The organism is Streptomyces sp. NPDC059917, from assembly GCF_042730635.1.
Lineage (GTDB): Bacteria > Actinomycetota > Actinomycetes > Streptomycetales > Streptomycetaceae > Streptomyces.
In genome coordinates, this window is the sequence record NZ_JBHWLC010000065.1 from 18,095 (window position 1) to 31,370 (window position 13,276).

14 protein-coding genes are annotated in these 13,276 nt (G+C 73.4%); 5 read left to right on the plus strand and 9 right to left on the minus strand.

From position 1 onward, the window contains the following. The first annotated feature begins 29 nt into the window (after positions 1-29). The gene (gene gap, locus ACFWAR_RS29950) at positions 30-1,028 is read left to right on the plus strand and encodes a type I glyceraldehyde-3-phosphate dehydrogenase (RefSeq protein ID WP_385783697.1); all 999 of its coding nucleotides are present in this window, start codon (positions 30-32) and stop codon (positions 1,026-1,028) included. Positions 1,029-1,082: 54 nt separating this feature from the next. On the opposite strand, the gene ACFWAR_RS29955 is transcribed toward gap, so the two are convergent. The 3 genes from ACFWAR_RS29955 to ACFWAR_RS29965 form a co-directional block, all read right to left on the minus strand. Then, positions 1,083-1,928, minus strand: coding sequence for a serine protease (locus ACFWAR_RS29955; RefSeq protein ID WP_385783700.1), 846 nt, complete (start codon positions 1,926-1,928; stop codon positions 1,083-1,085). A 270-nt stretch (positions 1,929-2,198) separates the two neighbouring features. Next, on the minus strand, positions 2,199-2,936 hold the full coding sequence (locus tag ACFWAR_RS29960; protein WP_385783702.1) for a response regulator: 738 nt from the start codon (positions 2,934-2,936) through the stop codon (positions 2,199-2,201). Further along, a complete protein-coding gene (locus ACFWAR_RS29965) occupies positions 2,933-4,162 on the minus strand; it encodes a sensor histidine kinase (protein WP_385783704.1) in 1,230 nt (409 codons plus the stop codon). Before ACFWAR_RS29965 ends, ACFWAR_RS29960 begins: the two co-directional genes overlap by 4 nt. A 138-nt stretch (positions 4,163-4,300) precedes the next feature. Here ACFWAR_RS29965 and ACFWAR_RS29970 point away from each other — a divergent pair, with 138 nt between their 5' ends. Together ACFWAR_RS29970 and ACFWAR_RS29975 are read left to right on the plus strand one after the other, a co-directional pair. Beyond that, positions 4,301-4,681, plus strand: a complete 381-nt coding sequence (locus ACFWAR_RS29970; protein ID WP_385783707.1) for a DUF4190 domain-containing protein — start codon at positions 4,301-4,303, stop codon at positions 4,679-4,681. A gap of 74 nt (positions 4,682-4,755) precedes the next feature. Next, the gene (locus tag ACFWAR_RS29975) at positions 4,756-6,234 is read left to right on the plus strand and encodes an alpha/beta hydrolase (RefSeq protein WP_385783758.1); all 1,479 of its coding nucleotides are present in this window, start codon (positions 4,756-4,758) and stop codon (positions 6,232-6,234) included. A 67-nt stretch (positions 6,235-6,301) separates the two neighbouring features. On the opposite strand, the gene ACFWAR_RS29980 is transcribed toward ACFWAR_RS29975, so the two are convergent. Together ACFWAR_RS29980 and ACFWAR_RS29985 are read right to left on the minus strand one after the other, a co-directional pair. Next, on the minus strand, positions 6,302-7,747 hold the full coding sequence (locus ACFWAR_RS29980) for a glyceraldehyde-3-phosphate dehydrogenase (RefSeq protein ID WP_385783709.1): 1,446 nt from the start codon (positions 7,745-7,747) through the stop codon (positions 6,302-6,304). Positions 7,748-7,819: 72 nt separating this feature from the next. Next, entirely contained in the window at positions 7,820-8,752 is a 933-nt protein-coding gene (locus tag ACFWAR_RS29985; protein ID WP_385783712.1) for a TIGR04222 domain-containing membrane protein, read from the minus strand. 125 nt (positions 8,753-8,877) lie between these two features. Between ACFWAR_RS29985 and ACFWAR_RS29990 the strand changes: the two genes are divergently transcribed. Further along, on the plus strand, positions 8,878-9,645 hold the full coding sequence (locus ACFWAR_RS29990; RefSeq protein ID WP_385783714.1) for a Clp protease N-terminal domain-containing protein: 768 nt from the start codon (positions 8,878-8,880) through the stop codon (positions 9,643-9,645). On the opposite strand, the gene ACFWAR_RS29995 is transcribed toward ACFWAR_RS29990, so the two are convergent. Together ACFWAR_RS29995 and ACFWAR_RS30000 are read right to left on the minus strand one after the other, a co-directional pair. Further along, positions 9,602-10,777: an AI-2E family transporter gene (locus tag ACFWAR_RS29995; protein WP_385783761.1), complete on the minus strand. Its 1,176-nt coding sequence runs from the start codon at positions 10,775-10,777 to the stop codon at positions 9,602-9,604. The genes ACFWAR_RS29990 and ACFWAR_RS29995 overlap by 44 nt on opposite strands. 177 nt (positions 10,778-10,954) lie before the next feature. Next, positions 10,955-11,149 carry a DUF3046 domain-containing protein gene (locus tag ACFWAR_RS30000; protein WP_385783717.1) on the minus strand — a complete coding sequence of 65 codons (195 nt, stop codon included), beginning with the start codon at positions 11,147-11,149 and terminating at the stop codon, positions 10,955-10,957. A gap of 85 nt (positions 11,150-11,234) precedes the next feature. Between ACFWAR_RS30000 and ACFWAR_RS30005 the strand changes: the two genes are divergently transcribed. Continuing rightward, positions 11,235-12,152, plus strand: a complete 918-nt coding sequence (locus ACFWAR_RS30005) for a hypothetical protein (RefSeq protein ID WP_385783764.1) — start codon at positions 11,235-11,237, stop codon at positions 12,150-12,152. A gap of 21 nt (positions 12,153-12,173) precedes the next feature. Here ACFWAR_RS30005 and ACFWAR_RS30010 read toward each other — a convergent pair whose 3' ends face one another. Next, the gene (locus ACFWAR_RS30010) at positions 12,174-12,482 is read right to left on the minus strand and encodes an AzlD domain-containing protein (protein WP_385783720.1); all 309 of its coding nucleotides are present in this window, start codon (positions 12,480-12,482) and stop codon (positions 12,174-12,176) included. Then, positions 12,479-13,246: an AzlC family ABC transporter permease gene (locus ACFWAR_RS30015; RefSeq protein ID WP_385783723.1), complete on the minus strand. Its 768-nt coding sequence runs from the start codon at positions 13,244-13,246 to the stop codon at positions 12,479-12,481. Before ACFWAR_RS30015 ends, ACFWAR_RS30010 begins: the two co-directional genes overlap by 4 nt. Positions 13,247-13,276: the final 30 nt, after the last annotated feature.

A 13,276-nucleotide genomic window follows, 5' to 3' on the forward strand; every position in this document is an offset into this window, starting at 1 on the left:
GGAGGGGAACCGAAGGGACACGGATACTCATGACTCGCATCGCCATCAACGGATTCGGCCGCATCGGACGCAACGTGCTGCGCGCCCTGCTCGAACGCGACAGCGACCTGGAGGTCGTCGCCGTCAACGACCTCACGGAGCCCGCCGCCCTCGCGCGCCTGCTGGCCTTCGACACGACCTCGGGTCGGCTCGGCCGCCCGGTGCGGGTCGACGGGGACGACCTCGTCGTCGACGGCCGCCGGATCACCGTGCTCGCCGAGCGCGAGCCGGAGCGGCTGCCCTGGGAGAAGCTCGGCGTCGACATCGTGCTGGAGGCGACCGGCCGGTTCACCTCGGCGACCGCCGCCCGCGCCCACGTCACCGCGGGTGCGCGGAAGGTGCTGGTCAGCGCTCCGGCGGACGGCGCCGACGTCACGCTCGCCTTCGGGGTCAACACCGGCGCCTACGACCCGGCCGCGCACACCATCGTCTCGAACGCCTCGTGCACGACCAACGCGCTCGCGCCGCTGGCCTCGGTGCTCGACGACCTCGCGGGCATCGAGCACGGTTTCATGACGACGGTGCACGCCTACACGCAGGAGCAGAACCTGCAGGACGGTCCGCACCGGGACCCGCGCCGCGCCCGCGCCGCCGCGGTCAACATCGTGCCGACCACGACGGGCGCCGCGAAGGCGATCGGGCTGGTGCTGCCGAACCTCGCGGGCAAGCTGTCGGGCGACTCCATCCGGGTCCCGGTCCCGGTCGGCTCGATCGTCGAGCTCAACACGACGGTCGCCCGCGACGTGACCCGCGAGGACGTGCTGGCGGCCTACCGCGCCGCGGCGGACGGACCGCTCGCGGGCGTGCTGGAGTACTCGGACGACCCGCTGGTCTCCTCCGACATCACCGGCAACCCGGCCTCGTCGATCTTCGACTCGGCCCTCACCCGGGTCGACGGCCGGCACATCAAGGTGGTCGCCTGGTACGACAACGAGTGGGGCTTCTCGCACCGCGTCATCGACACGCTCGAACTCCTCGCCGGCTCCTGAACGACCTTCGCGCCCCCGTCCCGCGCCGTGGCGCGGGGCGGGGGCGCGGCGGTGTTACGGCCGCGGCAGGACGCAGCCGGGACGGGTCAGGTCGATCTTGCTGCCCGCACCGATGCAGGGAACGATGATGTAGGTCTCCTGCGCGTAGTTGATGCCCTTGCGGACGGTCACGTTGCCGTTCTGGTCGACCTCGCAGGGGTTGTTCTCCGTGCAGCGCTGGCCGTCCTCGTTGCCCGTGTTGTTGACGGCGACGACCCGGCCGGTCGCGGTGTCGATCACCGGCGAGCCGGAGGTGCCGCCGATCGTGTTGCAGGCCGAGGTGTAGCGGATCGAGTCCTTCCAGGTCCAGTCGCCCTCCTTGAGGCGGTAGACGAACCCGTCGGCGTTGCAGGTGTAGATCCGCTTCCAGTAGCCCGAGACGACCTTGATCGAGGCGCCCTGCGTCGGGTGCGCGTCGTTGAGGGTGAGCGCGGCGATGCCGTACTGGCTCTGTATCTGCGCGTAGGTCTTGGTCAGTTGGTAGATGGAGATGTCCGTGTCGGTCATCGTCGCGTACGAGACCTTGCTGGCCCGCAGCGTGGCGACCTTCGTGCCGGACCCGTTCAGCAGCGAGAACGACCGGCTGGACGGCTGGTCCTTGATGACCTCGCCGGCGGCCGGGAAGCCCGTTTCCAGGCAGTGGCCGTTGGAGAGCACGAGCGCGGGGTCGCTCGCGAGGGAGTTGGGCGTCCGGACGACCGAGCCGGAACAGTTGCTGAGCGCGACCGTTCCCGCGTAGTTGACCGTGACGGCCTGCGCGGCCTTCGTGGGCTGCTCCTGGGACACGGAGGCCGCGGCGGGGGCCGCCGCCGCACCCATCAGGACCAGGGAGAGCAGCGCGCCGGCGAGAGGCTTGTTCATGTGGGGGTTCCCCTCTGAAATGACGGTGCAACCGAAGATCCTCCGGTTGTCATGCGCATTGTTGGGATCCCCGCATCAACTGGCAAGGGGGCCCCGCGAGTTACGGACGCCCCTGTTCCGGCCATGATCGACGGTCGCCGCGCGGGCGCCCGGGGGCCGAAATCGATCGCGATCAGCGGCGGGCCCCGGACCCCGCAACCGCGCGCAAGTCACCTCTCGGCCTGATCGCGCGCACCCCCGGAGCCGCAAAAGGCTCCTGAAAAATCCGGCTCAGCCGGTGAACCCCGGCACCACCAGACCCGATTCGTACGCGATCACCACGGCATGGGTCCGGTTCTGCGCACCGAGCTTGGTCAGCACGTTCCCGACGTGCGTCTTCACCGTCTCCAGGCTCACCCTCAGCTCCTGCGCGATCTCCGGGTTGGTCAGGCCGGTGGCCATCGACCGCAGCACCTCCTCCTCCCGCTCCGTCAGCGCCGCCTTCGGCAACGCCTCGGCGGAGCCCAGCGGGCGGGCGGCGACCATCCGGCGCAGGGCCGCCGGGAAGAGGATCGCCTCGCCCGCCGCCACCACGCGCACCGCCTCGGCGATCTGCCGCACCGGCAGCCGCTTGAGCACGAAGCCGCTGGCCCCCGCGCCGAGCGCCGCGGTGACGTAGCCGTCGTTCTCGAAGGTGGTGATCACCACGACCTTCGGCGGGTCGAACCGACCGACCGCCCCGGCCGACCCGGCCGACCGGGCCGACTCGGCGAGGAGCTGCCGGGTGGCCTCGATCCCGTTGCGGCGCGGCATCCGCACGTCCATCAGGACCACGTCCGGCCGCAGCCGCCGCGCCTCGTCGACGGCCTCGACGCCGTCGGCGGCCTCACCGACCACCGCGATGCCCGGCTGCGCCGCGAGCAGGGTGCGCAGACCGCTGCGCGTCACCTCGTCGTCGTCCGCGATCAGGAGGGTGACGGCGGCAGGGGCCCCTGCGGAGGCGGCCGGACCCGCCCCGGCGCCGGTCATGCCGCGCACCGCTGCGGCAGCCGGACCGCCAGCCGCCAGCGCCGCGGCCCGTCCGGGCCGACCTCGATCTCGCCCTGCAGCAGCCGCACCCGCTCGGCGAGGCCGGGCAGGCCGCGCCCGGACGTCCGCAGGCCGCTCGCGTCCGTACGCGCGCCCGCGCCCGCCCCGTTGACCACGCTGAGCTCCAGCCCATCCGGGGCCGCCGCCACGCGGACCTCGATCGGGCCGCCGCTGCCGTGCCGCAAGGCGTTCGTCAGACCCTCCTGCAGGATCCGGTACGCGGCGCGGGAGAGCGTCCCCTGCACCTGGGCCGGTTCGCCGGACAGCTCCACGTCGAGGACCGCGCCCGCGTGCCGCAACCGGTCGAGCAGGTCGGGCAGATCGGCCAGGGTCCGGGTCGGCGCCGTCCGCACCCCTTCCTCGCGCAGCACGCCCAGTACGTAGTCCAGGTCCTCCAGCGCGGCCCTGGCCGACTCCTCGATGCCGCGCAGCGCGGCCCGCGCCGCCACCGGGTCGGTGTGGAGGACCTCGCCCGCGACCGCCGCCTGGATCGTGGTCGCGGTCAGCGTGTGCCCGATCGAGTCGTGCAACTCGTGCGCCAGCCTGTTGCGTTCGGCGAGGCGCCGCTCCCGCTCGGCCATCAGCGCGAGCCGCTCGACCGACGAAGGCCCCAGCAGCCGGGGCGCCAGCCACCGCAGCGCGCCCGTCACCACCGCGCACACGACCGCCGCGAGCAGCAGGCAGCAGCACGCCAACAGCCAGCTCCGCCAACCGCCGTCGGAGCGCAGCGACCAGCCGAAGAGGCTCAGCCCGGCCTCGGCGTCCAGCCAGCCCCCGGGGAGGGCGATCCCCATGAGCACCAGCACACCGCTCGTCAGCGCCCCCGTCCACCCCAGCGCCACGTGCAGCAGCAGCCAGAGGGGAGTGCGCAGGCGGTCGGCGCCGACCGCCCCGGCCGCGGGGGCCGGCAACGGCACCCGCAGGAGGTGGCGGGCGAAGGCGATCAACGCCCGCCGCACGGTGCGGGCCAGGCCGACCGAGCCGATCAGCACGGCCCAGACCAGGAGGACCAGGGCGACCTGGGCGCCGTAGGGAGCGGCCGGCCACGCCAGTGGCGCCAGCAGGGCGAAGGGCAGTAGCGGCAGGCTCGCCAACGCGCCGCAATAGGCGAGCAGCATGCCCGCGTACGTGGAGCCGCGCAGCAGCGGCCGGAGTCCCCTGATCATGATCGACCCAGTATGACCGGGCGGCTCGGCGCTGCCCTCCCCCGATCGGGGGAGCATCTCCTCCCGCCTTCCCGCGATGCGCCCGCGCGCCGCCGGGAGCCAGGATCGTGCCCCGAACAGCCGACCGGAGGACGCTCGATGAACACCCAGGAATTCGCCCGGACCATCAGCGGGGGCACGCAGGGGCCGCCGCACCGCACGCCGACGACCAACGGCCCGGCCGGGGCCGCCCTGGTGCTCGGCGTCATCGGCCTCAGCACGTCGATCTTCGTCATCGGCGGCCTCTTCGGCTGCGTCGGCCTGGTCCTGGGCGTCGTCGCCCTGGCGAGGGCCGGGCGGACTGCCGTCGGCCGCGGCACGGCGCTCACCGGCCTGGTCACCTCGGCCCTGGCCGTCGCGGTGTCCGTCCTGGTCGCCGTCTTCTTCGTCTGGTACGCCGAGCAGACGCAGGAGTGCTACCAGCCCGACGGTCTCCAGCAGTACGCGCAGTGCGTCCAGCAGCAGCTCACCGGCCGGTGACCGGCGCCGAGCGGCCCTACCCGACGAGGACGAGGACGAGCAGCACCGTGCGCCACACGACAACGACCTCCCGCATGATCGTCGGCCTCGCGACGGCCTTCCTCTGCGCACTCGCACCCGCGACGCCCGCGTCCGGATCCACCGCCGCGGCCGCGGACCCCCTGCGCCCGTACGTCCAACAGGCTCCGCGATGGCAGCGCTGCGACGCGGAGCACCCCGCCACCTTCACCTGCGCGACGCTCACGGTGCCGCTGGACTACGGCGATCCCGGGGGCAGGACGACGGAGGTCGCGGTGTCCCGGGTGAAGGCGACCGGCGCGCAGGAGCGCCGCGGCGTCCTGCTGCTCAACCCCGGTGGCCCCAACGGGCCGGGCCTGGACCTGCCCGTCAGCCTGGGACCGGACCTCCCCGCGGAGGTGAGGGAACGGTACGACCTCATCGGCTTCGACCCGAGGGGCATCGGGCGCAGCTCGCCCGTCGGCTGCGCCCTCACCGCCGAGGAGCAGGACCTGGAACGCCCGTACTCGCCCGGCACCTTCGCGAAGGACGTGGAGTGGGCCCGTACCGTGGCCGCCAAGTGCCGGGCCGCGGAGGGCGACAGGCTGCGCCACCTCACCACGCGCAACACCGCTCGCGACATGGACCTCGTCCGGGCGGTGCTGGGCGAGGAGAAGATCTCCTACCTGGGGTTCTCCTACGGCACCTACCTCGGCGCCGTCTACGCGCAGATGTTCCCCCGGCGAACGGACCGGTTCGTGCTGGACAGCGCGCCCGACCCCGCGGGGTACGGGCGGGGCATGTTCCAGGAGATGGCGCGCGCGGCGGGGCCCGCCTTCACGCGGTGGAGCGAGTGGACCGCCCGGCGCCACGCGACGTACGGACTGGGCCGCACCCCCGCCGAGGTCCGCACGACGTTCTGGGACCTCGTCGCCCGGGCCGACCGCGCACCCGTCGACGTCGGCGGGACGCGCTACACCGGTGACGCCATCCGCGCCCGGCGCGCCCTGTTCTCCCGCGTGGAGCGGGCCGCCTCCTGGGTCGCCGAGCTGAAGCGGGCGGCCGGGGGCGAGGGGCCGCAGCCGTCCGGCGGGCCGGAGCGGCGCCCGAGCCCCCTCGCGTCGGCGTCCGCCCGTGAGGTTCCCCCGGACAACGAAGCCGCGAGCGCCTGGGCGGTGCTGTGCGCCGACACCCGCGAGTCCTGGCCGCGCGACCCCGAGCGCTACCGCCGCGACGCGGTCCGCGACAGGGCCCGCTATCCGCTCTCCGGCGACTTCGAGTCCGGCATCAGGCCGTGCGCCTTCTGGGAACCCGGCAGCGAGCCCCGTACGACGGTGGCCAACGGGGTCCCCGCGCTCATCCTGCAGAACGAGTGGGACCCCTCGACGCCCCTGGCCGGCGGCCGGGCCATGCACCGGGCCCTGAGCGGATCCCGGATGGTCACCGTCGCGGGCGGAGAGGGACACATCGTCAACGGCACCAACGCCTGCGCGGACGAGGCCGCCGCGCGCTACCTGACCACGGGCAGGCTCCCGGCGAAGGACCTGACCTGCTGAGCCCCCACCGGGCTCGGGGCGGGGCCTTCCCCCGGGGGAAGGCCCCGCCCCGCAGGCGGACGACGGATCAGAGCGCCGGAGCCGGGTAGGTCGGGTACTCCACGCCGGAGACGTACTGGACGACCCGGATGACCTGGCACGAGTAGCCGAACTCGTTGTCGTACCAGAGGTAGAGGATCGCGTTGTCGCCGTCGACCTTGGTGGCGCCCGCGTCGACGATCGAGGCGTGCCGCGAGCCGATGAAGTCGCTGGAGACCGCGTCGGGGGCGGTGGTGAAGTCGATCTGGCGCTTCAGCGGCGAGGTCAGCGAGACCTCCCGCAGGTAGTCCAGGACCTCCTCGCGGGTGGTCTCGCGCCCGAGCCGCAGGCTGAGGATGGCGATCGAGACGTCCGGCACCGGGACGCGGATCGAGCTGCCGCTGATCGGCGCCTTGAGGTCGGGCAGGGCCTTGGCGACGGCCGAGGCGGCGCCGGTCTCGGTCATGACCATGTTGAGCGGCGCGGAACGGCCGCGGCGGTCGGCGCTGTGGTAGTTGTCCAGCAGGTTCTGGTCGTTGGTGAAGGAGTGGACGGTCTCCACGTGGCCGCGCAGGACGCCGTACTCGTCCGCCATCGCCTTCAGCGGCGGGACGATCGCGTTGGTGGTGCAGGAGGCGCAGGACAGGATCTGCTCGTCCGGCTTGATCGTGTCGTGGTTGACGCCGTGCACGATGTTGGGGACGTCGCCCTTGCCCGGAGCCGTCAGCACGACCTTGTCGATGCCGGGGCGCAGGTGCTTCGACAGGCCGGCGCGGTCGCGCCACTTGCCCGTGTTGTCGATGAGGATGGCGTCCTTGATGCCGTACGCCGTGTAGTCGATCTCCGACGGGTCGTTGGCGTAGATCACCTTGATCTCGTTGCCGTTGGCGACGATCGTGTTGTTCGCCTCGTCGACGGTGATCGTGCCCTGGAACTGACCGTGGATGGAGTCGCGGCGCAGCAGCGAGGCGCGCTTGACGATGTCCTGGTCGCCGCCCTGACGGACGACGATCGCGCGCAGCCGCAGGCCGTTGCCGGACCCGGCCTTCTCGATCAGCAGGCGGGCCACGAGGCGGCCGATGCGGCCGAAGCCGTAGAGGACCACGTCGCGCGCCTCGCGGCGCTCGATCTTGTTCTCGCCGGTGGCGCCGGCGACGGCCTCGGCGGTGAACTCCGCGACCGAGAGGCCGCGGCTGTCGGCCTTGTAGGTCGCGGCGAGCATGCCGAGGTCGATCTGCGACGGACCGAGGTCGAGGGCGGTGAGGGCCTCCAGGAAGGGCAGCGTCTCGGTGACCGAGAGCTCCTCACCGGCTATCTGCCGCGCGAACCGGTGGATCTTGAGAATGCTGACCACCGACTTGTTCACCAGGGAGCGGCTGTGCAGCAGGACGGTGACGTCCCGCTCGCGGTGCAGCTTCCCGATGATCGGGATCATCGACTCCGCGATCTCCTCGCGGTTCTTCCAGTTGGTGAACGCGTCGTCTTTGACAGTCACAAGTTTATCTTTCGAGCTAGGGGGCGCTCATATGCTATCCCCCCTGCTTTTTGATCGTTCAAACGGTGCCCCCTATCCACACCCGCACCCCCCGCAACCCCCGCCGCAACCACTCCCGCAGCCGCTCCCGCACCCGCCGCCACACCCCCCGGAGCCCTTGCTCCCCCCGGAATCCGAGGACCCCGAGGAGTCGGAGGACGAGGCCGCAGCGACCACGGGGACCAGCGGCCAGGGCGCGAGCAGCAGCGGCGCCAGGGCAGCCGGAGCCCGGTCGGCGCCGTACCGGGCCACGTCGGCCAGTACGTCCGCCTCCGCGCCGACGATCGGAACCCCCGCCACCAGCCGCGGCTGCCAGGTCCGGTCCTCCTTGACCTCCCGCAGCCGTCGCAGCCCGGCCCGCGTCGCGTGACCGGAGGGCATGCGCCCGAACCGGCGCGGGACGAACCACAGGACGCCGGTCACCGCGCCCAGCACCCCGAAGGCGATCAGGGGCGCGATCCCGCTGCCCTCGCCCGTCAGCGAGTCGGCGACCAGGGCCGCGATGCACAGCAGGGCGGCGAGCACGGCGAAGGCGCCGACGGCGTCGTTCACCCGGCCGAGCGCGGCCAGCCGCTTCCCGTCGGGCACCAGGCCGCGCCCGGCCAGCACCTCCTCGACCCGGCGCACGGGCGGACAGAAGGAGACCTTGCGCCGGACCTCCAGGGCCGACTCGCCCCGCCCCTCGGCGCCCGCGCTCGCGTACGCCGCCACCTGCACCGGGTCCCGCACCGGCGGCCCGCCCACCGGGACCAGCCGCCGCTCGCGCACCTCCAGGCGCCCCGTCAGGTAGAGGGAGACCAGCGCCACGTCGGCCACGGCCGGTGCGCCGCCGCGCAGGTGCGCCGCCTCGTACAGGGTGAGCGCCTCGTGGTCGACGGGCGGATAGAGCTGCCGGGACGCGCGGACCCGCCACAGGACCGCCCCCAGCAGCGGCACGGCCGCGGCGGCGAAGAAGAAGATCCACACAACTACCCCCCAAATCAAGCCCCTTGGGTTCGAGTGTGCGGCCACCGCGATGGTTCGAGCAACGTTCGACACGACTGACAACCCAGGGTTGACACCCCGCCGACTGTCAACCTACGGTTGCACTCATGACGAACCCGACGAACCCTCCGGCGGGCTCCGCAGATCCTGCGGCCCCCGCGCGCATGACCAACCCGGTCCGCCTCGACGACCTGATCGCGGGCATCAAGCAGTCCCACCCCGACGCCCTGGACCAGCTCAGCGGAGCGGTCGTCGTCGCCGAGCACCTCGGTGACGTCGCCGACCACCTCATCGGCCACTTCGTCGACCAGGCCCGCCGCTCGGGCGCCTCCTGGACCGACATCGGCCGCAGCATGGGCGTCACCCGACAGGCCGCGCAGAAGCGCTTCGTCCCCAAGGGCGACGGGGACCTCGACGCGAGCCAGGGCTTCTCCCGCTTCACCCCGCGCGCCCGGGGCGTCGTGGTCGCCTCCCAGAGCGCGGCCCGCAAGGCGGGCGGCGCCGAGATCAGCCCCGCGCACCTCGTCCTCGGCCTGCTCGCCGAACCCGAGGGCCTCGCCGCCCTCGCGCTGGGCGCCCAGGGCGTCACCCCGGACGCCGTCCGGGCCGCCGCCACCGCCGTCCTGCCGCCCGCCGTGGCGGAGATCCCCGACCTCATCCCCTTCGACGCGAACGCCAAGAAGTCCCTGGAGCTCACCTTCCGCGAGGCCCTGCGCCTCGGCCACAACTACGTCGGCACCGAGCACATCCTGCTCGCGCTGCTCGAACTGGAGGACGGCGAGGGCGTGCTCAGCGGCCTCGGCGTCGGCAAGGCCGCCGCCGAGGCGTACGTCACCGAGGCCGTGGACGCCGTACTCGCCGCGACCAAGGAGTAGGCCCGGGCGTCGTCCCCGTGACGGCCGCGCCCGGGTCGACGGCCGCGCCGTCACCCGGGCCGCTCCCGCTCCCGCCGTCGGACCCGCCCTCGGTATCGCCCTCGTGCACCACCGCGTACCGCCGCACGTACGCGCCGAGGAAGGACTGCAGGGTCGCGACGGCCGGGATCGCGATCAGCGCGCCCACCGCGCCGAGCAGGGCCGTCCCCGCGATGACCGAGCCGAAGGCCACCGCGGGGTGGATGTCGACCGTCTTCGCGGTCAGCTTCGGCTGGAGCACGTAGTTCTCGAACTGCTGGTAGACCACCACGAACCCGAGGACGTACAGCGCGTACCAGGGATTGACCGTGAAGGCGATCAGCATCGGCAGCGCGCCCGCCAGGTAGGTGCCGATGGTGGGGATGAACTGGGAGACCAGCCCCACCCACACCGCGAGCGCGGGCGCGTACGGCACGTCGAGCACCACGAAGCAGACGTAGTGCGCGATCCCGGAGACCAGCGCCATCAGCCCCCGCGAGTACAGGTAGCCGCCGGTCTTGGCGACGGCGATCTCCCAGGCGCGCAGCACCTCCGACTGCTTCGCGGGCGGCAGCACGGAGCACAGCGCGCGCCGCAGCCGCGGCCCGTCGGCGGCGAAGTAGAAGGCGAAGAGCCCGACCGTCAGCAGCCGGAAGAGCCCGCCGAGCACCGTCGCCGACACGTCCAGCACGCCGGACGCGCTGTTCTGCACGTACTTCTGCAGCCAGTCCGAGTGCAGCACGCTGTCCTGGATCTCCAGCCGGGACAGGTCGGTGTGGAAGGTGCTGTTGATCGATCCGATCACCGAGTCGAGGTAGCGGGGGAACCCCTCCACCATGTCGACGATCTGCCCGGCCAGCATCGAGCCGAGCAGGACGACGAAGCCGGCGCTCGCCGCGAACACGCCGAGGAACACCAGGAAGGTCGCCAGCCCGCGGCGCATCCCGCGGGCCGCCATCCGGGCCACGGCCGGTTCGATCGCGAGGGCGAGGAAGAACGCGATCAGGATGTTGACGAGCAACCCGATGAGCTGGTGGAACGCCCAGCTGCCGAGTTGGAAGCAGGCGACGAGCGCCAAGGCGAGCACCACCGCGCGCGGCAGCCAGCGCGGCATCCGCTCGCGCGCCGCACCGCCCCCGGCGTCCGGCGGTCCGCCGGTGGGCGGACGCCCCTCGGGCGCCGCGGCCGGGGAGGTCTCGGCGATCGGATCGGTGTCGGACGGGTCCTGGTCGGTGACTGCCACACGGACAAGTCTCCCGTACCACCAGCAATCGCTCGGCCACCGCCCCCGTCAGCGCAGCGTCGCGGGCACGTCCATCGCCGAACAGACCGCCCGCCACACGTCCTTGGTCTCCCAGCCCGCTTCCAGCGCCTGCACCACCGTGCGCCCGCCCAGCTCGGCCATCACGTGATCGCGCGCGAAGGACTCCGCGTAGCCCGCGCCGAAGTGCTCCGCCATCCGTTCCCAGAAAATCGTCAACCGCATGCGTCCAGTATCCCGCCCCGGAGGGTGCACCCGGGCCGTTCCCGCCGCCCGCGCCCCGCCCCGGTCCTACGGTTCCTCCATGGCCATGGCTGGAGACGACACAGCACCGCTCGCCCGCGCCGAGCAGTTCATCTGGCTCACGGCGCGGGTGCTGGAGCAGCGGCGGTTCGCGTTCCACTTCCTCGGCGGCGACGCCGACCCGGTGGACACCGCCCTCGGCTCCTACCTCAACGGCGACGGCGGCTACGGGCACGCCCTCGACCCGGACCTGCGCGGCCCGCACAGCCAGCCGCTGCACACCGTGCACGCCCTGCGCGTCCTGGACGGCCTCGGCCGCTGCTCGGGGCGGCGGATCGAGCAGTTGTGCCGCCACCTGAGCGGGGTCTCCACGGCGGAGGGCGCCCTCCCGGTGGCCCTCCCGGCCCCGCGCGCCTACCCGACGGCGCCCTACCACCCCGTGCAGGACGACCCGCCGGGCGAGCTCCAGGTCACCGGCCCGGTGGTGGGCCTGCTCCACCGCAACCGGATCTGGCACGCCTGGCTGTTCCGCGCCACGGACTTCTGCTGGGACCGGATCGAGACCCTGCGCAGGTCACACCCGTACGAGATCCAGGGCGCCGTCGCCTTCCTGGACGGCACCCCGGACCGCCCCCGGGCCGCGGCGGCCGCCGACCGGCTGGGTCGGCTCGTGCGCGAGCAGGGCCTGGTCGTCCTGGACCCGGGGCGGCGCGCCGAGTTCCCGGTCGGCCCCGGCTACGCCCCCGGCGAGCACCTCTTCCCGCACGACTACGCCCGCCGCCCCGAATCACTGGCGCGCGGCTGGTTCACCGACGAGGAGACCGCGCGCTCGCTGGACTTCCTCGCCTCCGAGCAGCAGGAGGACGGCGGCTGGCCGGTCCGCCGCCGCGCCTGGGCCCCCGGGAGCACCCTGGAGCGGCGCCCGATCGCGACGCTGGAGGCACTGCTGACGCTGCGGGCCCACGGCCGCCCGCTCGGCCGGTGAACCGCCCCGGCCGCCACGGCATCAGCCGCCCAGCGCCCGCACCCCCGCCGTGACGAGGACGGCGACCGCGACCACCACCAGGAACGGCGCCCGCACCAGCAACGCGACCCCCGCCGCCACCAGCCCGGCGGCCCGCGCGTCGACGACCAGTGCGGAGCCGGTGCTGAAGGTCTGCTGCGCGGTGAGCGCGGCCAGCAGCGCGACGGGAACCAGGGCGGACAGCCGCCGCACCAGCGGCCGCTCCAGCGCCCCCGCGGGCACCAGCAGCCCGCCGAGCTTGACGGCGTAGCACCCGAGCACGGTGAGCCCGATGGCGATCCAGACGTTCACGAACGGGTTCCCTTCGTACGGCGGCCGCTGAGGAAGAGCACGGCCGGTGCGGCGAGCGCGGCCAGCAGCACCGGCACCCCGGCCGGCAGCACCGGCAGGAGGCCGAGCCCCAGCACCAGGGCGAGCACGGCGACGGCCCGCTCGGTGGCGCTGCGCAGCATCGGGGCGAGCAGGGCGAGGAAGACGGCGGGCCCGGCCGCGTCCAGGCCCCAGGCGGCCGTGTCCCCGATGGCCTCCGCGCCCAGCGCCCCCAGCAGGGTGGTGAGGTTCCACAGCACGTACAGGGTGAGCCCGGTGACGGTGAAGCCGAGGCGGGCGTGGGCCCGGCCCCGCTGCGCCAGCGTGACGGCGGTGGTCTCGTCGATGACCCAGTGGGCGGCCAGCGGCCGCAGCGCGCGGGGCAGCTCCAGGATCGGGGACAGCCGCAGCCCGTAGAAGGCGTTGCGGGTCCCGAGGAAGAAGGCGCCGGCCGCGGCCGTGAACGGATTGCCGCCCGCGGCCAGGGCTCCGACCAGGGCGAACTGCGAGGCCCCGGTGAAGACGAGCAGGCTCAGCACGCAGGCCTGCGCGGTGCTGATCCCGGCCCCGGCCGCGGTCACCCCGAAGGCGAAGCCGGACAGCCCGACGGCCACGCCGACGCCGAGGGCGTCCCGTACGACGGCCCGGCGACCGTCCCGGCCGCCCTCCTCGACCCCTTGGGCCCCACCGGCCCCGTCGGCCGTCGCCCCGGCCCGTTCCACGTCCACTGCCTGTCGCTCTCTCACTCGGCGAAGCTATGCGGGCGCCCGCCACCC

What these genes read in the sequence shown, in the direction of transcription:
- ACFWAR_RS30005 (WP_385783764.1), top strand. Translation starts at nt 11,235, where the DNA reads ATGGCTGGAGACGACACAGCACCGCTCGCCCGCGCCGAGCAGTTCATC.
- ACFWAR_RS29995 (WP_385783761.1), bottom strand. Translation starts at nt 10,777, where the DNA reads ATGCCGCGCTGGCTGCCGCGCGCGGTGGTGCTCGCCTTGGCGCTCGTC.
- ACFWAR_RS30000 (WP_385783717.1), bottom strand. Translation starts at nt 11,149, where the DNA reads ATGCGGTTGACGATTTTCTGGGAACGGATGGCGGAGCACTTCGGCGCG.
- ACFWAR_RS29970 (WP_385783707.1), top strand. Translation starts at nt 4,301, where the DNA reads ATGAACACCCAGGAATTCGCCCGGACCATCAGCGGGGGCACGCAGGGG.
- ACFWAR_RS29990 (WP_385783714.1), top strand. Translation starts at nt 8,878, where the DNA reads ATGACGAACCCGACGAACCCTCCGGCGGGCTCCGCAGATCCTGCGGCC.
- ACFWAR_RS29960 (WP_385783702.1), bottom strand. Translation starts at nt 2,936, where the DNA reads ATGACCGGCGCCGGGGCGGGTCCGGCCGCCTCCGCAGGGGCCCCTGCC.
- ACFWAR_RS29965 (WP_385783704.1), bottom strand. Translation starts at nt 4,162, where the DNA reads ATGATCAGGGGACTCCGGCCGCTGCTGCGCGGCTCCACGTACGCGGGC.
- ACFWAR_RS29975 (WP_385783758.1), top strand. Translation starts at nt 4,756, where the DNA reads ATGATCGTCGGCCTCGCGACGGCCTTCCTCTGCGCACTCGCACCCGCG.
- ACFWAR_RS29955 (WP_385783700.1), bottom strand. Translation starts at nt 1,928, where the DNA reads ATGAACAAGCCTCTCGCCGGCGCGCTGCTCTCCCTGGTCCTGATGGGT.
- gap (WP_385783697.1), top strand. Translation starts at nt 30, where the DNA reads ATGACTCGCATCGCCATCAACGGATTCGGCCGCATCGGACGCAACGTG.